The 26,645-nt window shown below is 58.7% G+C and carries 19 protein-coding genes; 15 read left to right on the forward strand and 4 right to left on the reverse strand.

Annotated elements, in window-relative coordinates; all coding sequences use genetic code 11:
- Window positions 1-17 precede the first annotated feature (17 nt).
- From ACYVAC_RS00515 to ACYVAC_RS00570, 12 genes are all read left to right on the forward strand, one after another.
- The gene (locus tag ACYVAC_RS00515; RefSeq protein ID WP_461095580.1) at window positions 18-1,313 is read left to right on the forward strand and encodes a CitMHS family transporter; all 1,296 of its coding nucleotides are present in this window, start codon (window positions 18-20) and stop codon (window positions 1,311-1,313) included.
- Window positions 1,310-2,632 (forward strand): acyclic terpene utilization AtuA family protein, encoded by a 1,323-nt coding sequence (locus ACYVAC_RS00520; protein WP_461095581.1) that lies wholly within the window; start codon window positions 1,310-1,312, stop codon window positions 2,630-2,632. Before ACYVAC_RS00515 ends, ACYVAC_RS00520 begins: the two co-directional genes overlap by 4 nt.
- Window positions 2,629-2,937, forward strand: coding sequence for an AtuA-related protein (locus ACYVAC_RS00525; RefSeq protein WP_461095582.1), 309 nt, complete (start codon window positions 2,629-2,631; stop codon window positions 2,935-2,937). Before ACYVAC_RS00520 ends, ACYVAC_RS00525 begins: the two co-directional genes overlap by 4 nt.
- A gap of 26 nt (window positions 2,938-2,963) precedes the next feature.
- A complete protein-coding gene (locus ACYVAC_RS00530) occupies window positions 2,964-3,962 on the forward strand; it encodes an amidohydrolase family protein (protein ID WP_461095583.1) in 999 nt (332 codons plus the stop codon).
- 189 nt (window positions 3,963-4,151) lie between these two features.
- Window positions 4,152-7,400, forward strand: a complete 3,249-nt coding sequence (locus ACYVAC_RS00535; RefSeq protein ID WP_461095584.1) for a SusC/RagA family TonB-linked outer membrane protein — start codon at window positions 4,152-4,154, stop codon at window positions 7,398-7,400.
- Window positions 7,401-7,413: 13 nt separating this feature from the next.
- Window positions 7,414-9,132 (forward strand): RagB/SusD family nutrient uptake outer membrane protein, encoded by a 1,719-nt coding sequence (locus ACYVAC_RS00540; RefSeq protein ID WP_461095585.1) that lies wholly within the window; start codon window positions 7,414-7,416, stop codon window positions 9,130-9,132.
- 152 nt (window positions 9,133-9,284) lie between these two features.
- Window positions 9,285-9,704, forward strand: coding sequence for a tRNA (adenosine(37)-N6)-threonylcarbamoyltransferase complex ATPase subunit type 1 TsaE (tsaE, locus tag ACYVAC_RS00545; RefSeq protein ID WP_461095586.1), 420 nt, complete (start codon window positions 9,285-9,287; stop codon window positions 9,702-9,704).
- Between the two features lie 37 nt (window positions 9,705-9,741).
- Entirely contained in the window at window positions 9,742-10,953 is a 1,212-nt protein-coding gene (locus tag ACYVAC_RS00550; protein ID WP_461095587.1) for an alanine dehydrogenase, read from the forward strand.
- Between the two features lie 100 nt (window positions 10,954-11,053).
- Entirely contained in the window at window positions 11,054-11,458 is a 405-nt protein-coding gene (locus ACYVAC_RS00555) for a hypothetical protein (protein ID WP_461095588.1), read from the forward strand.
- 407 nt (window positions 11,459-11,865) lie between these two features.
- Window positions 11,866-13,869, forward strand: coding sequence for a DNA topoisomerase (ATP-hydrolyzing) subunit B (gene gyrB, locus ACYVAC_RS00560; RefSeq protein WP_461095589.1), 2,004 nt, complete (start codon window positions 11,866-11,868; stop codon window positions 13,867-13,869).
- A gap of 65 nt (window positions 13,870-13,934) precedes the next feature.
- Entirely contained in the window at window positions 13,935-16,292 is a 2,358-nt protein-coding gene (gene ppk1, locus ACYVAC_RS00565; RefSeq protein ID WP_461095591.1) for a polyphosphate kinase 1, read from the forward strand.
- 167 nt (window positions 16,293-16,459) lie between these two features.
- Window positions 16,460-17,698, forward strand: a complete 1,239-nt coding sequence (locus ACYVAC_RS00570; RefSeq protein ID WP_461095592.1) for a NupC/NupG family nucleoside CNT transporter — start codon at window positions 16,460-16,462, stop codon at window positions 17,696-17,698.
- A gap of 113 nt (window positions 17,699-17,811) precedes the next feature.
- Here ACYVAC_RS00570 and ACYVAC_RS00575 read toward each other — a convergent pair whose 3' ends face one another.
- The 3 genes from ACYVAC_RS00575 to ACYVAC_RS00585 are packed head-to-tail and all read right to left on the reverse strand — an operon-like array spanning window position 17,812 to window position 21,142.
- Window positions 17,812-18,666, reverse strand: a complete 855-nt coding sequence (locus ACYVAC_RS00575; RefSeq protein WP_461095593.1) for a TIGR01459 family HAD-type hydrolase — start codon at window positions 18,664-18,666, stop codon at window positions 17,812-17,814.
- Window positions 18,667-18,713: 47 nt separating this feature from the next.
- The gene (locus tag ACYVAC_RS00580; RefSeq protein ID WP_461095594.1) at window positions 18,714-19,754 is read right to left on the reverse strand and encodes an aminoglycoside phosphotransferase/kinase family protein; all 1,041 of its coding nucleotides are present in this window, start codon (window positions 19,752-19,754) and stop codon (window positions 18,714-18,716) included.
- Between the two features lie 2 nt (window positions 19,755-19,756).
- Window positions 19,757-21,142: a glutamine synthetase family protein gene (locus ACYVAC_RS00585; RefSeq protein WP_461095595.1), complete on the reverse strand. Its 1,386-nt coding sequence runs from the start codon at window positions 21,140-21,142 to the stop codon at window positions 19,757-19,759.
- 202 nt (window positions 21,143-21,344) lie between these two features.
- Between ACYVAC_RS00585 and ACYVAC_RS00590 the strand changes: the two genes are divergently transcribed.
- The 3 genes from ACYVAC_RS00590 (at window position 21,345) to ACYVAC_RS00600 (ending at window position 25,658) form a co-directional block, all read left to right on the forward strand.
- The gene (locus ACYVAC_RS00590; RefSeq protein WP_461095596.1) at window positions 21,345-23,543 is read left to right on the forward strand and encodes a S9 family peptidase; all 2,199 of its coding nucleotides are present in this window, start codon (window positions 21,345-21,347) and stop codon (window positions 23,541-23,543) included.
- Between the two features lie 82 nt (window positions 23,544-23,625).
- Window positions 23,626-25,260, forward strand: coding sequence for a M1 family metallopeptidase (locus ACYVAC_RS00595; RefSeq protein ID WP_461095597.1), 1,635 nt, complete (start codon window positions 23,626-23,628; stop codon window positions 25,258-25,260).
- Between the two features lie 101 nt (window positions 25,261-25,361).
- Complete coding sequence (locus ACYVAC_RS00600) at window positions 25,362-25,658, forward strand: hypothetical protein (RefSeq protein ID WP_461095598.1); 297 nt, start codon at window positions 25,362-25,364, stop codon at window positions 25,656-25,658.
- A gap of 44 nt (window positions 25,659-25,702) precedes the next feature.
- Here ACYVAC_RS00600 and ACYVAC_RS00605 read toward each other — a convergent pair whose 3' ends face one another.
- The gene (locus tag ACYVAC_RS00605) at window positions 25,703-26,578 is read right to left on the reverse strand and encodes an AraC family transcriptional regulator (RefSeq protein ID WP_461095599.1); all 876 of its coding nucleotides are present in this window, start codon (window positions 26,576-26,578) and stop codon (window positions 25,703-25,705) included.
- Window positions 26,579-26,645: the final 67 nt, after the last annotated feature.

Here is a 26,645-nt window from a genome sequence, read left to right on the forward strand (position 1 = left end):
GTTAACCTCATCACTGTATGCCTGCCCTCCTTGGTTTTGCCACCATCGCGCTGTTTCTGCTGCTGATCATTACCAGGCGCCTGTCGGTTCTCACGGCCCTGGTGCTGGTACCGCTCGTTATGGGCGTGCTGGCCGGATTTACACCCAGTGAACTCGGCGATATGATTCTGGCCGGCCTGAAGCAGGTCGCTCCTACCGGCATTCTGCTCGTGTTTGCGGTGCTGTATTTCGCTACCATGCTCGACGCGGGCCTGTTCGACCCGATCATTGCGGCCATTATCCGGGCCGTCAAAGGCGATCCGCTGAAGGTACTGGTTGGTACGGCGCTGCTCACCATGATCGTTCATCTGGATGGCGACGGAACGGCCACGTTTATGATCGTGATGTCGGCCTTTCTGCCTATCTACCGGCAGCTGGGTATCAACCGGCTGATGCTGCCCGCCATTGTGGCGCTCAGTGTGGGGCCCCTGCATTTGGTACCCTGGTCGGGTACGACCGCCCGCGCCATGACTACCCTGAAAACCGACGCGGCCCACCTGGTGGCGCCCAACCTGCCGGCCATGCTGGCCGGCATGGTCTGGGTACTGCTGGTAGCGGGCTGGTTTGGGCTGCGTGAACGTCGGCGGCTGGGCATCCGCGAGCTGACCTACGCACACCACGACAGCCTGACCGACGAGCAGCGCACCCTGCGCCGACCCCGCCTGTTCTGGATCAATGCCCTGTTGACCGTGGCCCTGATCACTACCCTGATGAAAGGCTGGGTACCGGCCCCGGCGCTGTTCGTAACGGCCGCCGTGGTCGCGCTGCTGGTGAACTACCCGCGACTGCCCGATCAGCAGCGGGTGCTGCGCAGCCACGGCAACAACATCTTTATGGTCTCGAGCATGATCTTTGCCGCGGGCGTTTTCTCGGGCATTCTCACCGGGGCCCACTTCATCGATGCCATGGCCACCGCCGTCGTATCGCTGATTCCCGAGCAGCACGCGACCTGGCTGCCTGCGCTGACAGCCCTGACCAGTGTGCCGGCCAGTTTGCTCTTCACACCCGACGCCTACTATTTCGGAGTGGTTCCTATTCTGGTCAAGACCGCTACGCAGTTCGGTATCGACCCGCTCGAAATTGGTCGGGCGGCCCTGCTGGGGCAGATGACCGTAGGGTTCCCGCTCAGCCCGCTGACAGCCTCGACCTTTCTGCTGGTAGGCCTGGCCGAAGTCGATCTGGGCGATCACCAGGCCTTTACCCTCAAGTGGGCGCTGGGCACCTCCCTCGTGATGACCATAGCTGCTTTGTTAACTGGTTCGCTTCACGTATGAACACCACCATTCGCATCGGGTGCGGAGCCGGCTTCTCCGGCGACCGGCTCGACCCCGCCGACCTGCTGGTTCAGCAGGGCTCGCTCGATTTTCTGGTGCTGGAATGCCTGGCCGAGCGCACCATTGCGCTGGCTCAGAAACGCCGGCAACACAATCCCGCCCTGGGCTACGATCCCCTGCTGGAGCGTCGGATCGAGCGTCTGCTGCCGCATCTGGTGGCCCGTCAGGTTCGGCTGATCACCAACATGGGCGCGGCTAACCCGCTGGCGGCCGCCCGGAAGATCGCCGATATGGCCCGGCAGGCGGGCTTGTCCCTGACGGTGGCAGCCGTAACGGGCGACGATGTGTTCGACCAGCTTACGGGTACCGAAATGGCCCTCGAGACCAGACAACCACTCGCGGCATCGGGCCGGCTCGTTTCGGCGAATGCCTATCTGGGCGTTGATGCTATCCTGCCCGCCCTGGCCTCAGATGCCACCATCATAGTAACGGGTCGGGTGGCCGACCCCTCGCTGTTTCTGGCACCTATGATGCATGCCTTCGGCTGGTCGGCTACCGACTACGCCCGGCTGGGGCAGGGCACCGTGGTGGGGCATCTGCTGGAGTGCGCGGGGCAGCTGACCGGCGGTTACTTCGCCGACCCCGGGCGCAAAGACGTGCCTGATCTGGCCCGGCTGGGGCATCCCTTCGCCGATGTTGCACCCGACGGCACCGCCGAGTTCGGCAAAATAGCCGGCACGGGGGGCGCCCTCACGCTGGCCACAGCCAAAGAACAACTGCTCTACGAAGTCATGAACCCCGGCCGTTACCTCACGCCCGATGTGGTTGCCGATTTCACCCAGGTCCGGCTGGTCCAGACAGGGCCCGACCGGGTGCGGGCCAGCGGGGGACAGGGCCAGCCCCGACCCGACACCCTGAAAGTAAGCGTAGGCTACGAAGCGGGTTTTGTGGGCGAGGGGGAGCTGTCGTACGCGGGGCCTAACGCGCTGGCGCGGGCCGAGCTGGCCGGTGCCATCATCCGCGAACGGCTTGGAGCCGACTACCCCGACCTCCGCATCGACTACGTAGGCAGCACGGCGGTTCACCGCACCTCCTTTGGCCACTACCCGGCTCCCTACGAAATTCGGCTGCGGGTAGCGGGGCGGGCCAGCACAGCAGCCGCAGCGGCCCGCATTGGCGAAGAAGTCGAAGCCCTCTACACCAACGGGCCGGCCGCCGGCGGGGGTGCCCGTAAGTACGTGCAGGAAGTAATCGGTATGGTGTCGACCCTGCTCGACCGATCGCAGGTGATACCGCAGTTAACCCTTTTTCACGCATGATCAGACTCTACGACATTGCCCACAGCCGGGCCGGCGACAAGGGCAATACCCTGACGCTGTCGCTTATCCCCTACGATCCGGCCCAGTATGAGCTGCTGCGCGCGCAGGTCACGGCCGACGTTGTCAAAAACCACCTGTCGGCCATCGTTACCGGCGCCGTTACGCGATATGAACTGCCCAACCTGCCGGCTCTGCATTTTGTCTGTCAGCAGGCGCTGGCCGGGGGCGTTACGACTTCACTAACTGTCGACCCCCACGGCAAAACACTGAGCTTTGCCTTACTCGAACTTCAGATTCCCGGCTAATTTTTTATCTGTTAACCCGTATGCGTATGCGATTACCAAAGTCTCTTCAGTTGCTGGCCGTTGGTCTGCTTGTGCTCGGACAAAGCGCCATGGCCCAGACCCAGCCCCCCAAACGGCCCCTGCCCATCATCGACGTGCACGTCCACGCCATGAAAGTAAACCCCAGCTTTTCGGTCGAGATGTGTCCCTGGTTTTTGAAAGATATGCCCGGTGGTGACCCCAATCAGCAGATGCGGGCGTTTCTGAATGCCGAGTGCGTGGCTCCACTCCAGCCGGCCAAGTCGGACAAGGCGATGCAGGACGCTATGGTATCGACCATGGAGCGGCTCAACATGACCATGGTTGCCTTTGGCGATCCGGTAGTACTGCGCAACTGGCAAAAAGCAGCCCCCGGGCGGGTTATCCCCGGCATCGGCGTCAGCTCGCCCAACGACATGACCGTGCAGGCCTTCACCGACTCACTGTCGTCGGGTTTTTACAAGGTTATGGGTGAGGTGGCCCCGCAGTACCAGGGGCTGTCGCCGAGCGATATGGCCCTCGACCCGTATTTTGCTGCGGCCGAGAAACTAAACATTCCGGTGGGTATCCACATGGGTACGGGCGGCAACGGCATGGCCAACCTTACCCAGGCCAAATACCGGGCCTCGCTGGGGCGGCCTTTCCTGCTCGAAGATCTGCTGGCCCGCCATCCCAAACTGAAAATATGGGTGATGCATGCCGGCTACCCCATGGCCGACGAAATGATTGCCCTGATGGGGGCCAACGCCTACGTGTACGTCGATCTGGCCGGCTTTATCTGGAGCTACCCACAGGCCGAAATTCACGCGTATCTGAAGCGGCTGGTGCAGGCCGGATTCGGCAAACGGATCCTGTACGGTACGGATATGCTGATCTGGCCCGGCCTCATCGAAGCGTCGATTGGCGTGATCGAAAATGCCGATTACCTGTCGGCCGAGCAGAAACGCGACATCCTGTTCAACAATGCCGTCCGCTTTTTCAGGCTCGACCCCGCCAGGTTCAAGTAACAAGCTGACCCGCAACCCGTTCCCGGCTTCCAAAGCGGCTTCGATGTCACCACATCGAAGCCGCTTTGTCGTTACGAATAGTCATAAAAAAATAATTAATAGAAGTCAGGTAAGTCAGGTTTAGTCTATTCTTTCGGCAGATAAGCATTACTACTTACGGATCGTTTCACCAAACCTACTTACCAGGCTATGAAAAAATCACTACGACAGCTCCTGCGCGTATTCCCGGTTTTACTGCTGGGCTGGCTACTGAGTACGGGCGCGTATGCGCAGGAACGGCGCATTACGGGCCGGGTTACCGATGGCAACGACAACACCGGGCTGCCGGGTGCCAACGTGCTGGTAAAGGGGACCCAGACGGGTATAGTTACCGACGCCAGCGGCCAGTTCTCGCTGGTGGTGCCGCCCGGCCGCGATGTGCTGACCGTCTCGGCCATTGGCTACACCGCCCAGGAGATCGCCATCGGCAACAAAACCACCCTCAGCATAACCCTTACCCCCGACATCAAGACCCTGAATGAAGTGGTTGTGACGGGCTATGGCGCACAGGCCAAACGCGATATTACGGGGGCCGTAGCCACCGTTGATACGAAGCAGCTGCTGGCCGTTCCGTCGACCAACGTAGGCCAGGCCCTGCAAGGTCGCGTGGCCGGCGTGACGGTGGGCAACGAAAACGCGCCCGGCGGGGGGGTGATGGTCCGGATCCGGGGGTTTGGTACGATCAACGATAACTCGCCCCTGTACGTCATCGACGGCGTGCCCACAAAAGGCAATCTGAACACGCTGAACCTGAACGACATCGAAAGCCTGCAGGTACTCAAGGATGCCTCGGCCGCGTCGATCTATGGCTCGCGGGCCGGTAATGGTGTCGTTATCATCACCACCAAGAAAGGTAAAGCCGGCAAGCCCCGCTTTACGTACGATACATACTTCGGTACGCAGCGCCACGGCAAACTCCTCGACCTGCTCAACACCAGCGAATACGCCCAGCTGACGTGGGAGGGCCGCAAAAACTCGGGCGTGGTGGGGGCCAACGGCAATCCGGTTCATTCGCAGTTCGGCAACGGCACCTCGCCCGTCATTCCCGACTTTATCCTGCCCAGCGGAGCGTCGGCCAGTGACCCCCGTGTGGCGCAGAACCCCGACGGTACGTTTAAAAATTATAACAACGACATCAACTCGCCCAACTTTCTGCTTATCACCCGGGCCAACAAAGAAGGCACCAACTGGATGGAGGAAATTTTCAATCCGGCCCCTATCCAGAACCACCAGCTTGGCGTGTCGGGCGGCAGCGAAACGGGTCGCTATGCCATGTCGCTCAACTACTTCAACCAGCAGGGTATTATGAAGTATACGGGCTACAAGCGGTATTCGCTGCGGGCCAATACCGAGTTCAACATCTCGAAGCGGATTCGGGCCGGGCAGAATTTTCAGGTGGCCTACGGCGAACGGGTCGGGCAGCCCAACGGCAATAACGCGGAGAGCAACCCCATCTCGTTTGCGTATCGGATTCAGCCCATTATCCCGGTCTACGACGTGGCGGGCAACTGTGCCGGCACCCGCGGGGGCGACCTCGACAACGCGTTCAACCCCCTGTCGGAACTGTACCGCAACAAAGACAACGTGCAAAAAGAAGTGCGCCTGTTTGGCAATGCCTACGCCGAGGTCGATATCCTGCCCAACCTGACAGCCCGCACCAGTTTCGGGATCGACTACAACCTGTTCAACTACCGCAACTACACCATCCGCAACATCGAAGCGGCCGAAGCCCGCGGGTCGAACAGCCTGCAGACCAGCAATAACTACGACTGGACCTGGACCTGGTATAACACCCTGACCTACAACCTGAGTCTGGGCGACCGTCACCGTTTCAACGTAATTGCCGGTACTGAGTCGATCAAAAACTACTTTGAGTTTTTCGATGCCAGCCGCACCAACTTTGCCGTCGACGATATCGAAAACCGCTACCTGAGTGCCGGCACCGGGGTGCAGACCAACAACGGCGGGGCCTCCAACTGGCGGCTGGCGTCGGAGTTTGCCAAACTCAACTACGCCCTCGACGATAAGTACCTGCTCGATCTGACCGTACGGCGCGACCGCTCGTCGCGCTTTGCGCCCGAGTTCCGGTCGGCGGTGTTTCCGGCAGCCAGCGTGGGCTGGCGGGTCTCGAAAGAGCGCTTTTTCCAGCCGCTGACCCTGGTCAACGACCTGAAATTCCGCGCCGGCTACGGACAGACCGGAAACCAGGAGATCGGAAACTACAACTCGTTTACCCAGTTCAGTACCAACCCCATCACCTCGTTCTACGACATCAATGGCTCGCGCACCTCGGCCGTGCCGGGCTACGAACTGACCCAGTTTGGCAACGCCCGCGCCAAGTGGGAAACCACCACCAGCCTGAACCTGGGGTTCGACGCCACCCTGTTCCGCAACCGCCTGACCGTGGCCTTCGACTGGTACACCCGCACCACGTCTGACATGCTCTTCCCCGTGTCGGCCCCGCTGACGCAGGGCGTGGCCGTGAACCCCTTCCAGAATATCGGTGCCATGCGCAACCGCGGGGTCGACCTGATGATCGGCTACGGCGACAAACTCGGCGGCAGCGGACTGACCTATAACGTGAGCGCCAACATCGGTACCTATCGCAACGTGGTCACCAAAACCAACGGCGACCCGGCCACGCAGTATTTCGGCATCAACGACGAGCGGATTCAGAACTTCGTGGTTACGCAGCAGGGCTACCCCATCTCATCGTTCTTCGGCTACACCATCGATGGCATTTTTCAGACCAACGAAGAAGCCAAGGCCCATCCGGTGCAGTTTGGCAATGCGGCCACGGAAAACGTGGCCGGTCGTTTCAAATTCCGCGATGTCAACGGCGACGGGGTCATCAACACCAAAGACCTGAGCATCATCGGCAACCCCCACCCGGCCTTCAACTACGGGTTGAATCTGAGCCTGAACTACAAAAATTTCGGGCTGACGGTGTTTGGGCAGGGCGTGCAGGGCAACCAGATTTTCAACTACGTGAAATACTGGACCGACTTCCCCACGTTTGCCGGCAACCGGAGCACCCGCATGCTGTATCAGTCGTGGCGGCCGGGCAGCACCGACGCCATTCTGCCCCAGTTGCGGGCCAGCGATCAGGTCAGCATTCAGCCCTCGACCTATTACCTCGAGAGCGGCTCGTATTTCCGCATGAAAAACATCCAGCTTACCTACCAGCTGCCGCAGTCGCTGCTGTCGCGGCTGAAGCTGGGGGGAGCCTCGGTCTACATCCAGTCGCAGAACCTGTTCACGATCACGAACTACTCGGGCATGGATCCCGAAATCAACCTGCGCAGCTACTCCGCCGGCAACGACCGCCAGATCGGTGTCGACGGCGGGTCATACCCGGTGGCCAAGACGTTCCTGGCCGGTCTGAACCTCAGCTTCTAATCCTGCTTCGATCATGAAAAAAACGTTATTCGCCATCGGCTGTCTGGCCCTGGCCACCTCCTGTTCCGATAAGTTTCTGGATGTGCAGCCCAAAGCCGCTCTGGCCGTTACGACGCTGCAGAACAAAGCGGGCGTGAATGCCCTGCTGATTGGTGCCTACGCCCTGCTCGACGGCTGGGCTACCCCCGAAGGTGCCTACCGCTCCTACCAGGTTGGGGCCGACAACTGGGTGTACGGCAGTGTGGCGTCGGACGATGCCTACAAAGGCACCATTGCCGGCGACCAGCCCGCTATCTCGCTCATTGAGCAGGGGGCCATTCAGTCCGACAATGTGTATTTCCGGGGTAAATGGCGGGGTATGTACGACGGTATCGCCCGCGCCAACGACGTACTGCAGGCTATGGCCAAAGCCACCGACATGACCGATGCCGAGAAGCTGCAGGCCACGGCCGAAGCCCGGTTTCTGCGCGGGCATTACCACTTCGAGCTGAAGAAGATGTTCAACATGGTGCCCTACATCGACGAGAAAACCTACAACCCCAACGACCTCGAGAGCACCAAACTGCCCAACAACGCCGATATCTGGCCAAACATCGTGGCCGATCTGAAGGCAGCCTACGATGTACTGCCGAACAAACAGACCCAGGTAGGACGCCCCACCAAATGGGCGGCCGCGGCCGAACTGGGCAAAGCCTACCTGTACCAGCAGAAGTATGCCGAGGCCAGACCGCTGCTCGAAGCCGTGGTAGCCAGCGGACAGTACCGGCTGATGCCCAACTACCACGATAACTTCCGGGCGGTTACCAACAACAACGCCGAATCGATTTTCGAGGTACAGTATTCGGTCAACGACGGGGCCTCGGGGGGCGAAAACGGCAATGCCGGCTCAACCCTGAACTATCCTTACGGGGGCGGGGGGGTAACCACCTGCTGTGGCTTTTTCCAGCCATCGCAGAACCTGGTCAACGCCTTTAAAACCGAAAACGGACTGCCCCTGCCCGCGACCTACAACACCAGCGACATCACCAACGACCAGGGCATCGAGTCGACGGCACCGTTTACGCCCTACACGGGTCCGGTCGATCCGCGGCTCGACTGGACCGTGGGTCGCCGGGGCATTCCCTTCCTAGACTGGGGCGTTCACCCCGGCAAAGCCTACATCCGCGACCAGTCGTACGGCGGGCCTTATTCGCCCAAGAAACACCTGATGTACCGCTCCGATGTGGGTACCAACACCTTTGCCGGCAACCCCCGCCTGAACGCCAACAACTACCGCCTGATTCGCTACAGCCACGTGCTGCTGTGGCTGGCCGAAATCGAAACCGAAATCGGCGACCTGGAAAAAGCCCGCGGCTACGTGAACCAGATTCGCAGACGGGCCGCCAACCCCGATGGCTTCGTAAAAAATGCCGCCGGCCAGCCCGCGGCCAACTATGTGATCAGCGAATACACGGCCCCGTGGACCGACAAGGCTGCTGCCCGACTGGCAGTCCGGTTTGAGGAACGGCTCGAGTTTGGCATGGAAGGGCACCGCCGGTTCGATTTGGTCCGCTGGGGCATGGCCGATCAGATGATGAACAATTACTACAGCACCGAATCGGCCAAGCGGTCGTACCTGAAGGGTGTGCAGTTTATCAAGGGCAAGCACGAATACTTCCCCATTCCGCTGCAGGAAATCCTGAACAGCAAGAAAGGCAGCACCGAAACTCTCACCCAGAATCCGGGTTACTGAGCCGGAGTCGGAAAGCCAACCGGTCGACGGCCGCCCGTCACTTCCGCATGGAGGTGGCTGGCGGCCGTTCCCATGGTGCCGTTACAGACCCGACAGGGCACAGGCGGTCCGCTTAAATTGCTTATCTTTGCGGCTTCATCGACCTCACACACATGACGCTGCACGTTCACCGGCTCGACGAACTCGACACTGTAGCCCACCGCCTGCTGGGCGAAGGGCGCCAACGGTCGGTCTGGCTGTTTGCCGGCGACATGGGGGCTGGGAAAACCACCCTTATCAAAGCCCTGTGCCGGGCGCTGGGCGTGGTCAGTACGGTGCAAAGCCCTACCTTCTCGCTCGTCAACGAATACACCACCCACGAAGGCCACGCCGTGTATCATTTCGACTGCTACCGGCTCCGCAACGAAGCCGAAGCACTCGATATCGGGCTCGAAGAATACCTCGATTCGGGCAGTTACTGCTTTATCGAGTGGCCCGAGCGCATCAGTACCCTTTGGCCCGCTGCCTATTTCCAGGTATCTATCACGGCCGAGGCCGATGGAGAGCGCCTGATTTCCACTTACTTGATTTAACGTTTGGCCGCTATACGCTGTCGATAGCCGACGATATATGACCGGATTTGAGGAATTGGCGAAGCAAACCGCCCTGTACCCCAAAGAACTGCCGCTGGCGGTGAAACAGCACGGCAACCACCTGCTGATTGGCCTGCCCAAAGAAGTATCGCTCCAGGAAAACCGCATTGCCCTCACGCCCGAAGCCGTTTCGATTCTGGTACGCAACGGCCATGAGGTGATTGTGGAACAGGGTGCCGGGGTGAAAGCCAAATTTACCGACAACGAATACAGCGAAGCCGGTGCCCGCATTGCCTATTCGCCCAAAGAAGTTTACGAGGCCAGTCTGATCCTGAAAGTCGAACCGCTGGTCGATGCCGAATTCGAGCATGTCCGGTCGGGCAGCACCATTATTTCGGCACTCAACCTGCCGGCCCAGGACCGCGACTATTTCAAGCGCATCAACGAAAAAAACCTGACGATGTTCGGCTACGAGTTCATCGAAGATCAGGCCGGGTACATGCCCGTGATCCGGTCGATGAGCGAGATTGCCGGCAGCACCGTGATGCTCATTGCGGGTGAGTTTCTGAGCAATGCCGACAACGGACGGGGTATCATTCTGGGGGGCATTACGGGTGTACCACCTACCAAGGTGGTGCTGCTGGGTGCGGGTACGGTTTCTGAATACGCGGCCCGCACCGCCCTCGGCATGGGAGCCGACGTGAAGGTGTTCGACAAACACCTCTACAAGCTGCAGCGGCTCAAATACGCCCTCGGCCAGCACGTCTACACGTCGATCATCGATTCCGACACCCTGAGTGAAGCCATCCAGCGGGCCGACGTGGTGATCGGGGCTATGCGGGCCGAAGATGGCCTGAGCCCGGTGGTGGTGACGGAGGCCATGGTAAGCAAAATGAAGCCCGACTCCGTGCTCATCGACGTGTCGATCGACCAGGGGGGTAACTTCGAGACCTCGCGTATGACCACTCATAAGGCCCCTACGTTCCGGCACATGGATGTAATTCACTACTGCGTGCCCAATATTGCCGCCCGCGTGGCCTACACGGCCAGTATGGCCCTCAGCAACATCTTTCTGCCTTTTCTGCTGGAGACCGGCACCACCGGTGGCATCGAACAGATGCTCTATGCGAACCGCTGGTTTATGAAAGGTGTTTATGCGCATAAGGGCACGCTGACCAACCTCTACATTGCCCAGAAGTTCAATATGCGCTTCAAGGCGCTCGATCTGCTGCTGGCCGCGCGTTTTTAAGTCAGTCTACTGTTTTCGGTAGTCGGTTTACGGCCGGCCAATGGAGCGATGGCCGTTTCCCTCTGAAAACCGTAAACTGTATACTTTAAACCAACAACCGATGATCAATCACAGCAACGAAAACACACTGCTCGACGACGCCAATTCCTACGACGTCAATAAAGAGCTGATGGGTATCATATCGTCGGACTTTGTGAAAGTGGCCGACACCCTCAAGGAAGCATCCTACCAGATTCGGCAGCGGGGCTTCTCCGATTTTCCCGTATTCGTGGCTTCCCGGCGCGAGGTGCCGGTAGGGCAGCTGCTCATTGCAGCCGACGAGATGGAGAACAAATGGAACTACCGGGCCTCCCTGCTCGACGAGTTTGTACAGCGGGAACTGATCGGTGCCGAATCAGTCGATCTGTGGAAAGAAAACTATAAAAAGCCCGACGAATACGCCTGCCTGTTTGTAGTCCACGGCGACTTTGCCGGCTTTGTGTATATTCCCTATCCGGAAGACTAATCCGCCGGTTTTACCTGCCCGCTCAGCCGCCGGATTCAGCCATCCGGCGGTTTGTTTTTTTGGCAGCCGCGGAGACCGAAACACCCTGACCACCTGACACATGGCGGGCGTCGGCAATAATACTTTTTCAGGAAGTCGGGTTTTGCATCCGGTTGCACAACCAGCCGTGCGCCGGTCGCGTCGAAATCAGACTCCGGCCGACCGCAGAGCCCGGTTGCAGGGCCGGCAGTGCGCCAAACAGCGTATCTGGCCTTCCGAAAGCACCGCTTTCTTTTCGGGGCGGAAAGAGCCGATTTGGGTAGGAAAAGAGTCTTTTTTTTTGTATTTTTACAATCTGTAACAGGCAACCGATTCTGTCGGTTTTCAGGCCCTGATCAACAGATTGTCTGACATTATTTGATTCCAATATGACCAACGAACTGACTGAAGCAGAAGCACCCGTTCAGAGCAATCCCAACGGCAACTACGGTGCCGATAATATCACTGTCCTGGAGGGGCTGGAAGCCGTTCGTAAGCGTCCTGCCATGTACATTGGCGACGTGGGTATCCGTGGTCTTCACCACCTGATCTGGGAAGTCGTCGACAACTCGATCGATGAAGCACTGGCCGGCTACTGCGACAAGATCACCGTTACCATCAACCCTGACAATTCGATTACGGTACAGGATAACGGCCGGGGTATTCCAACCGGCATCAACACCAAAATGGGCGTTTCGGCCCTGCAGGTGGTGATGACCGTGCTGCACGCCGGCGGTAAATTCGACAAAGACACCTACAAGGTATCGGGCGGGCTGCACGGCGTGGGGGTATCCTGCGTAAACGCCCTGTCGACCGACCTGCGGGTCGAAGTGCACCGGGAAGGCAAAGTATTCGAACAGGAGTATAAAATCGGCGCGCCCCAGTATCCGGTACGGGTCATTGGCGACACCGAGGACCACGGTACCATTGTCCGGTTCAAACCCGACGATACGATCTTCACCGAAACGGTTTACAAGTACGATACCATTGCCGGCCGGCTTCGCGAACTGGCGTACCTCAACAAAGGCATCCATATTTTCCTCAACGACAACCGCGAGCTCGACGAAAACGGCCAGCCCCTGCGACAGGACGACTTCTTCTCGGAAGGCGGTCTGGTTGAGTTTGTGCAGTTTCTCGATGAGACCCGCCCCCCGCTCGACGGTATGAAACCCGTTTACATGGAGTCGGACAAAGGCTCGACCCCCGTGCAGGTTGCCCTGGTGTATAACTACGAAGCCGGCGAGAACGTGCTTTCGTACGTCAACAACATCAACACCCACGAGGGGGGTACGCACGTACAGGGTTTCCGAACGGCCCTGACGCGGGTGCTGAAAAACTACGCCGATAAAAATCCCGGTGTGCTGCCCAAAAACAGCGGGAAAGTCACTTTCACGGGCGAAGATTTCCGGAAGGGCCTTACCGCCGTTATCTCAGTGAAAGTACAGGAGCCGCAGTTTGAAGGACAGACCAAAACCAAACTGGGTAACCAGGATGTGGTGAGCGCCGTTAGCCAGGCCATGACCGACCTGCTCGAAACGTGGCTCGAAGAGAACCCCAAAACGGCGCAGGGCATTGTCAAAAAAGTGCTGGTGTCGGCTCAGGCGCGGATTGCGGCCGACCTGGCCTATAAGCGCATCATGACCGAGCGCAAAGACTTTATGGGCGGCATGGGGCTCCCCGGCAAACTGGCCGACTGCTCCGACACCGATCCCGAAAAGTGTGAGCTCTATCTGGTTGAGGGCGACTCGGCCGGCGGTACCGCCAAGCAGGGTCGTAACCGGGCCTTTCAGGCTATTCTGCCGCTGCGCGGTAAGATTCTGAACGTGGAGAAAGCCCTCGAACACAAGATCTACGAAAACGAGGAGATCAAGAATATCTGGACGGCCCTCGGGGTTCGGCTGGAGAAAAAAGACGATGAGACGGTGATGAACCTGGATAAGCTCCGGTATCACAAAATCATTATCATGACCGATGCCGACGTCGACGGCAGCCACATCCGAACGCTTATTCTGACGCTGTTCTACCGCAACATGAAGGCGCTGATCGACAACGGCTATATTTACATCGCGCAGCCCCCGCTCTATCTGATCAAGAAAGGTAAGGAAGAGCGCTACTGCTGGACTGAAGCCCAGCGCGAGGCCGCAGTGAAAGAACTGGCCGGTGGCGGTCGGGAGGAAAATGTGAGTGTGCAGCGCTACAAAGGTCTTGGCGAAATGAACGCCGAGCAGCTCTGGAGCACCACCATGAACCCCGACACGCGGTCGCTTAAAATCGTCACGGTCGAATCGGCCGCCGATGCCGACCACGTATTTTCGACCCTGATGGGTGATGAGGTTGCGCCCCGCCGTGACTTTATTGAACGAAACGCCAAATATGCCCGAGTGGATATTTAACCGAATGATAACACAAGGCGGGCTTTCTAGTCCGCCTTTTTGTTGTTAAAGACTGTTTGAACCCTATGCGCTATTCAGAAAACCTCAACCGCACGATGCTGGGCAGCCTGGTCTCCCGCATCACGCAGCGAGTGTCGTCAACGCCCGATACGCCCCAGCCTACCGATAAGATGCCGAAAGTAAGCGAAAAAGTAACGAGTGTAATCGACCAGAGCGACTACCTCAGCCGCGACCTGAGCTGGCTAAAATTCAATGAGAGGGTGCTCGATCAGGCCCGGAGCCGGCTGGCTCCCCTGCGCAACCGCACACTCATGGAACGGCTGAAGTTTCTGGCGATCTCGGCCTCGAACCTCGACGAGTTTTTCATGATTCGCGTGGGCAGTCTCTACAATTACCTCGACTACCACAAACAGCGAATCGATTACTCGGGCCTGCGCGAAGTGCCCTTCCGCAAAACGCTGCTCTCGACAGCGCAGCAGTTTGTACGCGACCAGCAGCAGGTGTTCAACGACGAACTGCTGCCGCTTTTTTCGGAAAACGGGCTGCAGCTCACCGATTTCGAAGCCCTCACGCCTGAGGAGCAAACCGAAGCCACTGCTTATTTCGACAAGGCGATTTACCCGACGCTGACGCCGATGCTCTACGACTACACCCACACTTTTCCGGTACTGCTGGCCAAGGTGCTTATTTTCGGCGTAGTCACGCACAATACCGACGGAGCCAACCTGCAGAGCCTGCGTTCGGACGACGAAGACAACCGGCAACGGCTGTCGTTTGTGCAGATTCCGGCCAACCTGCCGCGCTTCCTGTCGTTCGAGCGCGACGATGTGATGGTGTTTCTGCCCATCGAGGAGGTGGTGCGCCACAATATCAAGAAACTTTACCGCAACGTTGAGATCGAGTCGGTCAATCTCTTCCGGATTACCCGAAATGGTGATTTCACCCTCGACGAAAACGACGACGACGAAGTCGACTTCATCGACGAGGTACGGCAGAAAATCAAGAACCGCCGGCTGGGCCGGGTGACGCGGGTGGAAGTGCAGACCGACTGCAACGGTCAGGTCAGCTCGCCCTGGATGATGAGTCTGCTGAAAAAGCGCTGGGAAATCGACGATCTGAACATCTTCGAATCGAAAACGCTGCTCGACTTTACGGCCTTCTGGCAGCTGATCGGTCATCCGGAGTTTAAGGAAGGCATGCCCCGCCCCCACGCGCCGGTAGCGCCCATGGGCATCAGCCGCGACAAAAACGACGATATTTTCGAAACGATCCGGCAGCGCGATGTGCTGCTGCATCACCCCTACAATAACTTCGAACCGGTGCTGCAGCTGCTGGAGCAATCGGCCGAAGACCCCAACGTACTGGCCATCAAGATCACGGTGTACCGGCTGGCTAAGCGGTCGCGCATTACCGAAGCCCTGCTTAAAGCGGCCGAAAACGGCAAGCACGTGTCAGTATTGTTTGAGGTAAAAGCCCGGTTCGACGAAGAAAACAACATCCGTGAGGCCCAGCGCCTGCAGAAAGCGGGTTGCTTTGTGATCTACGGCATCAGCCGTTACAAAACCCACACCAAGTTGCTGCTGGTAGTGCGGAACGAAGGAAGCCGGGTGGTGCGCTACGCCCATATGGCCACCGGCAACTACAACGAAGACACTTCGAAACTCTATACCGATATTGGCCTGCTGACGACCAACGAGACCTACACGCACGACATCTCGGAGTTTTTCAACGTAATTACCGGCCACTCGCTGCCCAACGAGTATCAGTATCTCATTACGGCTCCGCGCGACATGCGCGAGCAGCTACTGCGGCTGATCCGGATCGAAGCCGACAATGCGCAGCGCGGGCTGCCCAGTGGCATCTGCATCAAGGTCAACTCGCTCGAAGACAAGCAGGTGATCGACGAGTTGTACAAGGCTTCGCAGGTGGGCGTACCCATCCGGCTGATTGTGCGGAGTATCTGCTGCCTGCGCCCCAAACGGCAGGGGCTGAGCGAAAACATCAGTGTACGCTCGATTGTAGGCGATTTTCTGGAGCACACCCGTATCTATTACTTTCACAACAACGGCGACGCCAAGGTCTACGGCGGTAGCGCCGATGTGATGGTGCGGAGTTTCGACCGGCGTATCGAATCGCTATTTTTCCTGGCCGATCCACGGGTGAAACAGCAGGCTGTGCTGATCCTGCAGGAAAACCTGCGCGATACGGTCAACGCCTACGAGCTGAACGAAGATGGCAGCTTCACCAAATGCGACGTGCCGGAAGGTGGTCAGCCGGTGAATATCCACGAGCTGTTTTTCGAGGTGACCGAGAAAGAGGCCCTGCAGGCCCGCCTGTTCGATCCCGCCCAGAAACCCGCCGAAGTGGCCAAGCTGGAAGAAGAGTACCAGGAAAACGCTGAACGCGCCATTGCCAATATTTAGTCAGGCCGCGAGCGCCCGCTGCGCTACCCGCCTACCCGGTCGAGCCGAATAACCTGCTGGTTGTTCGGCTCGACTGGTATGTATGCATACCATAGTGGCGTTGGTAACTGCGGATGCCCCTTTTTGTTGTATCTTCGTCCCCTTAACTGCAACTCTGTACTCGCTGGATGGATCGTTTTACCGGCCTGATTGGCATCGTTCTTATTCTGGGCATCGCATTCGCCATGTCCAACAACCGCAAAGCCATTAATTACCGCACGGTTGGCGTCGGGCTGGCGCTCCAGTTTGGGCTGGCGGTCTTCGTACTCAAAACCGAACTCGGCCAGCGGGTTTTCAACAAGCTTGGCTTTCTGGTCAATAAAACGCTCGAAAACGCCGACAAGGGCGCCGAGTTTGTCTTTGGCTCGCTGGTCAAGCGTGACCTGATGACCCGTGCCTTCGGCAGTGGCAACGATTTTGTTTTCTTCTTCAAGGTTATCCCGACCATTATTCTGGTGGCGGTGCTGGTCAATATTTTCTACTACCTGGGCATTATGCAACGTGTGGTCGCCGTTATGGCCCGCGTGATGAAGTGGCTCATGGGCGTGAGTGGTGCCGAAGCCCTCTCGAACGTAGCCAGTACGTTTGTGGGCCAGGTGGAAGCCCAGATCATGATCAAGCCCTACATTGCGTCTATGACCAATTCCGAGCTGCTGGCCTCCATGGCGGGCAGTTTTGCGTGTATTGCCGGGGGCGTGCTGGCCGTGTATATCTCGCTGGGTGTACCCGCCCCCTACCTGCTGGCGGCCAGCATCATGGCCGCGCCGGGTGCGCTGGTTATCAGCAAGATCGTGTTTCCCGAAACCGAAGTATCGACCACGCGGGGCGAAGTCAAACTCGATATTAAGAAAACGCATGCCAACCTCGTCGATGCCATTGCCAGTGGCGCCAGCGAGGGGCTGAAAGTGGGGCTCAACGTAGTGGCCATGCTGATCGGCTTTATTGCGCTGATTGCCCTTATCGACATGATTCTGGGGAAGGCAGGCAGCCTGGCCGGTTTTCCGCAGCTGAGCCTGAATTTCATGCTGGGCAAGCTGTTCTCCATTTTTGCCTGGGCCATGGGGGTTCCGAACAAAGATGTTGAAGCAGCCGGCGCCCTGATGGGTACCAAAATGGTTGTGAATGAGTTTGTCGCCTATATCGATCTGGTGAAGCTCAAACCCACGCTCGACCCCAAAACCGTAGCCATTACGAGCTTTGCCCTGTGCGGCTTTGCCAATTTCTCGTCGATTGCCATCCAGATCGGTGGTATCGGTGAACTGGCGCCCTCCCGCCGAACCGACCTGGCCAAGCTTGGTTTCAAGGCCCTGATTTGCGGCACGCTCGCTTCCTATATGTCGGCAACGCTGGCGGGATTGCTGCTCTAACCAGCCCGATTCATTAAATAAACCGAGGGGCGCTGCCAACTGCTGGCAGCGCCCCTTGTTCGTTGGTACAGGCTGTACCATCGGGGCTTCGGCTGATTGCCCATCCCATTCGTCTACATGCCGCTCACGACCGATTCACAGACGTAGGTCGGAATGATGCCCGTACTGCGAATGAGCACTTCGGCATCTTCTGGCTGGGTGTTGCCGGTCAGCACCAGCACCGTATCCAGGCCAAACTTGTTGCCCCCCAGAATATCGGTTGTCAGGGTATCGCCCACCATGAGCACATCGCGTTTGGTAATCGACGGCGCCACCGCCTGCACGCGCTCGTAAGCAAACATGAAGAGCTGCGCGTCGGGCTTGCCGAACCGGATAAACTTCTTGCCCACGATGCCCTCGATCATTTTAGCCACCGCACCAATGGCAATGGCAATGCGGGTCTTGGAAACCGGATAGGTGGCATCGGTATTGGCAACGATAACCGGAATATTGCGTTTGCGAAGCAGATTGACCGTTTTCTTAAGGTCGGTGTTCCAGTCGAACCCTTCATCGTCGAGCAGTACCAGTGCGTTGATGTCGGCCACGTCTTTCAGGTCGACTTCGCTGATGGGCATCGTTCGGAGATCGGCGGTTTCGAGGTAGTGGGCCGAGCTGGCGGTGCCCAGGTACGCTACCGTACCGTGGTGAACTTTCAGATCGAGGTACTCGCGGGCCAGCATTCCCGACGAGATGATGCGGTCGGGCGTGATGGCGTAGAAGCCCTGTCGATAGTACGATTCGGCCAGTTCCTGCGGTCCCCGCGAGGCATCGTTGGTGAGCACGTAAAACTCTTTCCCCTGTTCCCGCATCCAGTCGAAGGTTTGCTGGATGTCCGGCAGAATACCTTCCGAATTTTTCAGTACGCCAAACGCATCGAAAAAAATAACACTGTACTTCTCGGCTACATCTTTAAAATCAACCAGTTGCATACAAAGGGGGAGTAAATTCGGAAACATTACACAGCGGAGCCAGGGTATCAGAACCCCAGCGCCCGCAGTAGTTTGTCGACATCGAAGGTGTCGATCGAGGGGAAATACAATTCGTAGGCTTCGCGCTGGAGCTTGATAGCATAGGTGCGGTGAAAGAAGTACCGACCGTATTTGATGACGTAGTTGAGAATGAAAAACCGGTAGGCCTCGGGCAAAAACCGGATTTCATTTTCGGTGAGTGGGTAGATCTTGTGGTATTCCTGCAGAAACAGGATGAACCGGTCTTCCATCAGCGGACCGATGTGGTAGCTGAACACCGTCCGGTCGCCAATATCGGACACGACACGGCTGAAAAAGTAGAAATCCAGCACCCGGTAACTGATTCGAAACCAGTCGTAATCCCAGCGCGAATACAGTTCGAGGTTTTCGGTGACCGAGAAGTTGCCAATGTTCCAGTCGACAAACACGGGCATGGTTTCGACCGATCCGGCCACCAGCTGCTGCCGGTTCTGCAGGAAGGTATCGCACTGCCGGCGCAGCTCGGCAATATGCATCCGATGCTCGAACTGTCCGGTCTCGGTATCCAGAATATCAAGCAGATCCCAGATATCCGACCGCAGCGTTTTGGAGGTTTTGGGCAGTACCGGACTTACCCGCGAGCACGCCTTGTGAAACAGGGCAATCTCGCGCCCCAGCCGACGAATATGGGTTTCGTCGAGCCGGCGGGGCAGCCGGGCCACGCTCCGGATGGGGTTATAGAACACGACCCAGGCATCTACAAAGCCATCGCGGTGCCGGTAGGTATAGACCTGCCCGTCGCGCACGAGCGATTTGGCCAGCACGTTCTCGAACGGATAAAGCAGGTTGTTGGACAGGGCATGGATGATCCGGTGGTCATCGACGAACTGCTCGTAGGTGCCGAAGTAGGAAAGCTTGGCAATAATGACCGTACCATCGTCGAAGGTAACTTTGAAGACGTGGTTGGTCGATACCTTGGCGCTGATATCCTGAATCGACTCGATCGACACCGATGCGTCGAAGCCGGCCCAGGCAGCCCGTATAATAGTGGGATAATCGACGAGACGCATAATCAGATAATTTCGAAGTACCGCTTCAGCTCCCAGTCGCTGACCTGCCGGGCATATTGCCGGGCCTCCCAGTCGCGGGTGCGGGTATAATAATCGACAAATTCCGCACCGAACAGTTCATTGGCCACCGGCGACTGGGCCATCTTTCGGGTCGCTTCGGCCAGGCTGCCGGGTAGGGTGCCGTTGCGAGTATCGGCATAGCCATTGCCCACCGATGCCTCGGCATCGAGCGTCAGGCCATGGCGGATGCCATAAAGCCCCGACGCCAGCGCGGCTGCCAGCGCCAGATAGGGATTGGTATCGGCACCCGACACCCGGTGTTCGACCCGCGTGTAGGCTTCGCTGCGGTTGAGCACCCGCAGGGCCGTGGTACGGTTATCGATCGACCAGGTAACCGTGGTAGGCGCCCAGGCACCTTCGACCAGCCGTTTGTAGCTGTTGATGGTTGGCGCAAACAGGGGGGTAATGTGCGGCAGGCAGTAAAGCTGGCCGGCAATGAACTGCCGCATCAGCGGGCTCATCCGATCGGGCTGGCCGGCGTCGAAAAACAGGTTGCGGCTCCGGTCAGGCGTCCATAGACTCTGGTGAATATGGCCGCTGCAACCCGGCAGATCGGCGTTCCATTTGGCCATAAACGTAGCCACGATCCCGTGCCGGTAAGCAATTTCTTTGACCGCCGTTTTAAACAGCACCGCCTTGTCGGCCGCCCGCAGCACTTCGTCGTGCAGGATGGCGGCCTCGTAAACGCCCGGCCCGGTTTCGGTATGCAGCCCTTCGAGCGGAATGTCGAACCGGGTCAGCCAGTCGAACAGATCGCGGTTGAACGCCTGTTCGAGCGACGGGCGCAGGATGGAGTACCCAAACATACCGGGGGTGAGCGGTTCGAGCTGCCGGAACCCTTTCTGCTGCAGACTATGGGGGGTTTCGCGGAAGTTGAACCATTCGAACTCCTGCGCATATTCGGCGTGGTAGCCCATGGCGCGGGCCTGCGCGGCTACGCGTTTGAGCAGACTACGGGGGCAGGCCGGCAAGTCAGATCCATTGCCGGCTCCGCTGAAATCGGCCAGAAAAAACGGCAGATCGTCCTCCCACGGCAACTGGCGAAGCGTGCCCAGGTCGAGCCGGACGGACGCATCGGGGTAGCCCGACTGCCAGCCCGTTACGGCACCGTTGTCGTAGGGTACGTCGGCACAATCCCAGCCCCAGACCACATCGCAGAAACCGTAGCCATCGGTCAGCCCGTCCAGAAACTTTTGCTGGCTAATAATTTTACCCCGGAGCACGCCGTCGATATCGGCAAAGGCATACTTTATTTTTGGGCTGCCAATAGCGGCAATACGGTCGATAACGGCCTGCGTATCGGCAGTCGGCGGGTTGTCGTTTTTCATAGTCGCTGAACAGCTAACGGCGGTGGCAAACGGCTGGCCTGCCTGCTGCGGGCCGTTTTACCACCTCCTTCCCGGAGGGAGGTGGGCGAAAGTAGTAAAAACCGGCCGGATCCGGATTGTACCACCTCTTATCATTTTTCTACGGTCGTCAGTGGCAAAAGCGCTTACTTTTGTCTCTTCTCCATCCATCAGGCCCTTTTTTGTGATTCGATCAGCTTCATCTCCGCTTCTTCTTACCGCTGGCCTTGCCCTCACTACCCTCCTGGCAACGGCCCAGATTCCAGGCCGGCAGTCCCACTGGGCCGCCGGCGGCACCAGCCTTATCTCGGCCGAACCCGGCACACTTGTCCGGACCGATGTACGCACCAGCCAGAAAACACCGTTTCTGGCCCCCGATGTGTTTAAACTGCCCGGTAGCGACAAGCCTCTGCCCGTAGCCGACTTTTCGTTCTCGGCCGACAGCAGCACGATCCTTATCTTCACCAATACGGCCCGGGTATGGCGCTACAACACCCGGGGCGACTATTACCTGCTGAACCGGGCTACCGGCGCCCTGCGACCGGTGGGCAAAGGCCGGCCGGCCCAGTCGCTGCAGTTTGCCAAACTCTCGCCCGACGGCCGGCAGGTAGCCTACGTGAGCGAGCATAACCTGTATGCCGAAGAGGTTGCTACGGGCCGCATCACCCCCCTGACAACCGATGGCACCAGCCGGCTCATCAACGGCACCTTCGACTGGGCCTACGAAGAAGAATTTGGCTGCCGCGATGGGTTCCGGTGGAGTCCCGACAGCAAACAGCTGGCCTACTGGCAGGTCGACGCCAGCAAGATCCGCGATTATCTAATGCTCAACACCACGGATTCGGCCTATTCGCACGTGGTGCCGGTCGAATACCCGAAGGTGGGCGAAAATCCGTCGCCGGCCCGCATCGGCCTTGTGGCGGCTACGGGCGGAGCTACCCGCTGGCTGAACCTGCCCGGCGATCCGCAGCAGCACTACCTGCCCCGTATGGAGTGGCTGCCGACGGGCAACAGCCTGATTGTAGAGCAGCTGAACCGCAAACAGAACCAGAGCATTGTGTTTGTCTGCAACCCGGCCACGGGCGCGGCCAACCCCATTCATACCGAAACCAACACGACCTGGATCGATGTGAAGGGGCGCTGGAACGGGGGCGACCCGAGCGGCTGGGAATGGCTCGACGGCGGTAAAGCCTTTATGTGGATGTCTGAGAAAGACGGCTGGCGTCACCTGTACCGCATCAGTATCGACGGCAAACAGGAAACCCTGCTCACGCCCGGCGCCTACGACGTGGCCACACTGACGCATATCGACGAAGCGGGCAAACAGGTGTATTTCATTGCCTCGCCCGACCGGCCCACGCAACGGTACCTGTACCGGGTGCGGCTCGATGGCAAAGGCAAAGCGGAGCGCGTAACGCCCCAGGGGCTGGCCGGCACCCACACCTATATGCTGTCGCCCAACGGTCGGCTGGCCATGCACACCTTCAACAACTACCAGACCCCCGCTGTGCGCGAGTGGGTCAGCCTGCCCGATCATAAGCCCCTCAACGCCCAGGAAAGTATTGCCGCCCGCATGAAACCCGTCGATAAGTCGAACGTGCGGTTCTTTACCCTCACCACCGACGACAACGTAACGCTCGACGGCTGGATGGCCCGCCCTGCCGATTTCGACAGTACCAAAAAATACCCGGTTGTTTTCTACGTATACGGCGAACCGGCCGGCAGTACTGTCGACGACGTATTTTCGGTGGGTCGCAACGGCCTGTTCGAAGGCGATATTACCAAAGCCGGCTACGTGTATGTGGCACTCGACAACCGGGGCACGCCCAACCTGAAAGGAACAGCCTGGCGCAAGTCGATCTATCGGCAGATTGGCCGGCTCAACATCCGCGATCAGGCCATGGGCGCCCGCAAGCTACTGAGCCAGCATGCCTACCTCGACAGCAGTCGGGTGGCCGTGTGGGGCTGGAGCGGTGGCGGTTCGACCACCCTGCACCTGCTGTTCCAGCACCCGGACCTCTACAAAACCGGTATTGCCATTGCCGCCGTGGGTAACCAGCTGTTCTACGACAACATCTACCAGGAACGGTACATGGGACTGCCCCAGGAAAACCGCGAGGATTTTGTAGCCGGCTCCCCCATCACCTACGCCAAGAACCTGCGCGGGAATCTGCTTTACATTCACGGTACAGGCGACGACAACGTGCACTACGACAACGCCGAAGTACTGATCAACGAGCTGGTGAAACACAACAGGCAGTTTCAGATCATGCCTTATCCGAACCGGTCGCACGGCATTTCGGAAGGGCCCGGTACCAACCAGCACCTGCGAACGCTGTACACCAATTACCTGAAACAGTACTGCCCTCCCGGGGCCCGCTAACCCTATTTCGTTGCCCCCGCCGGTCTGCCTGCAGCGCCGGTGGGGGTTTATTGGCCGACTTACCCACCGTTCCGGTACCCCAATGATTCGTTCAATCGCCCTTGTTAGTTGCCTGCTCCTGCTATCGGGCCGCCTGCTGGCGCAGCAGGCGTCTTTTACGCACGCCGATACCCTGCGCGGCTCCGTCACGCCCCAGCGGGCCTGGTGGGATCTGGCTTTTTACCACCTCAGTGTTCGGGTAGAACCGCGCGACAGTACCCTGACCGGCTCCAACGAGATACGGTACCGCGTACTGAAACCGGGTCAGGTGCTGCAGATCGACCTGCAGGCGCCCATGCAGCTACTCGGGGCCGAGCAGGACGGACAGCCGCTGTCGGTTCGGCGCGATGGCGACGCGTATTTTATTACGCTCACCAAGCGGCAGCAGGCCGGCCGGCAGGAAGCCATTGTGGTGCGCTATACGGGTAAGCCCCAGGTGGCCAAAATGCCCCCCTGGGAGGGCGGGCTGGTCTGGTCGCGCGATGCCACCGGCGCCTGGTTTATTGCCACGGCCAACCAGGGGCTGGGCGCCAGTTCGTGGTGGCCCTGCAAAGACCACCTCTACGATGAACCCGACTCGATGGCGATCAGCGTAACCGTACCCGACGATCTGATGGATGTGTCGAACGGGCGGCTCCGCCGGACCACCACCAACGCCGATCATACCCGCACGTTCGACTGGTACGTTCGGAATCCAATCAATAACTACGGCGTGAACCTCAACATTGGTCATTTCGAGCACTGGAGCGAGGTTTATGCCGGTGAGAAAGGCCCCCTTTCGGTCGACTATTACGCACTGCCCACGCACGGCGATTCGGCCCGGACGCAGTTCAAACAGGTGCCGCTTATGCTTAAAGCCTTTGAGCACTGGTTTGGCCCCTACCCATTCTACGAAGACGGTTACAAACTCGTTGAAGCGCCCTACCTGGGCATGGAACACCAGAGTTCGGTGACTTACGGCAACGGCTTCCGCAATGGCTACCGGGGTCGCGACCTATCGCGTACGGGCTGGGGGCTGCTCTGGGATTTTATCATTGTTCACGAATCGGGACACGAGTGGTTCGCCAACAACATTACCTATAAAGATGTGGCCGACATGTGGATTCATGAAAGCTTCACCAACTACTCGGAGAGTTTGTTTACCGAGTACTACCACGGCAAAACGGCCGGGGCACAGTATGTGATTGGCTGCCGTGCTTTGATTCGGAATGACCGGCCTATCATCGGCACTTACAACGTCAATCGGTCGGGATCGGGCGATATGTACTACAAAGGCGGTAACATGCTGCATACTATCCGGCAACTGGTTGGCAACGACGAGACGTGGCGGGGGCTGCTGCGCGGTCTCAACAAAACCTTCTACCACCAGACCGTAACGACGGCCCAGATCGAAACCTACATGAGCCAGCAAACCGGGCTGACACTCAAACCGATTTTCGACCAGTACCTGCGCGACACCCGTATTCCGGTGTTTGAGTACCGCGCCGTGAAGGGGGGCTTTCAATACCGCTGGAATCGGGTTGTACCGGGCTTTCAGATGCCGCTCAGTGTATGCTTCGACGAGTCGGGGCCTTACCAGCGCCTGACCCCTACGACCCAATGGCAGACCCTGCCGGCCAGCAACGCCAAAACCCTTACTGTCGACGCCAATTACTATGTGCTGAGTCAGCGGTTGTAGGCCGGGGGTGGTCGAGCCGAACCACTCCGGCGGGTTTTGGGCCAAACAGGCGGCAAATGCGTTATAGAGGTGTTTACTCACTCGTTATGCCCCCTACCCCTATGCGTCTGCTCCTGCTTTCGTTTCTCTGCTGCGCGGCCCTGACCAGCTACGCCCAGACCGACACCACCCGTCGGCCCGCGCCCGCCCGATCACAAACCCAGCCCGTTGTGCCGCCGGGCGTCGACTCGCCCCTGTCGGCCCCCGGTACGCTTATGCAGTCGCCCCCCAATCCGGGGGCATCGGCCGAACCAACTACGCCCTCGGGCAAACGGCGCCGAACCAGTCCGCCGGCCAGCCCCCGGGCCTTTGGCGTATCGGTGCCGCTCGGCAAACCCAAACGCGACACGTTGCGTTGATCGCGCCCCTCACCCGTCGGTACCGTCTGACTCCGCTTGGCCAGCTACCGGCGGGTGGCTTTACCCGTCAGTGCATACTGGACGGGCGTTTGCCGCATCTGGCGCACAAACACCCGATTGAAATTAGACAGCGTATTGAAACCCACTTCCCGGCTGATGACTGATACCAGCTTATCGGTATTGAGCAGCAGCCGGCAGGCGTGGGCAATCCGTACCTCGTAGAGATAGGCGAGGTACGTCTTACCCGTATGCAGTTTGAAGTAACGGCAAAATGACTCCGGGCTAAGCTGTGCGACCTGGGCCACCTCGGCCAGCGCGATCCTGCGGTGGCTATTCTCAAACGTGAAGTGCAGCACTTCCTGCATGCGCCGGCTGGCGGTCATGTCGTTTACCCGGTTTTTCGGTGCAACGGTGAGCGAAGCGATATCGGCATCGCAGACAAGCAGTTGTAACAGGTTTAAGAACTGGAGCAGCCTTGGCAACCCTTCCAGTTTGGTCAGCTGTTCCAGCCCATCGGCAGCCAGCACCCGGGTATGGCCGCGAACGACCAGGCCATGAGCAGCCAGCTGCATCAATTTTCTGACCTCCCGCATTTCGGTGGTCTGCCAGAATGGTTCGCCCAGACACGTGTAATTGAAGAAAACAGATACAGACCGAACCGGCTCCCGGGCGGGCGCTTCGTAGTACGCCTGCTCGCAGCGAAACACGTGGGGTAGCTGTTCGCCCAGCACATAAACGTCGCCGGGCCCGAATGTGACCATGCAGTCGTCGGTCAGCAGTAAGCCCGAGCCCGACTGAATCAGCGTGATCTGTATTTCGGGATGCTGGTGCAGACTGTCGTAAAAGTGAGGACCTTCGCTGACATGAACCCGTATCGCCTGATTCGGCTCACGGGGAATTTCAAAGGGTACAATACGCATGGTGTGGTCATGAGGCAGGGGTTGTTTGTACCCATACAAGCGGCACAGCCAGCGTCCGATGCGTACA

It is taken from the genome of Spirosoma luteolum (assembly GCF_054778875.1).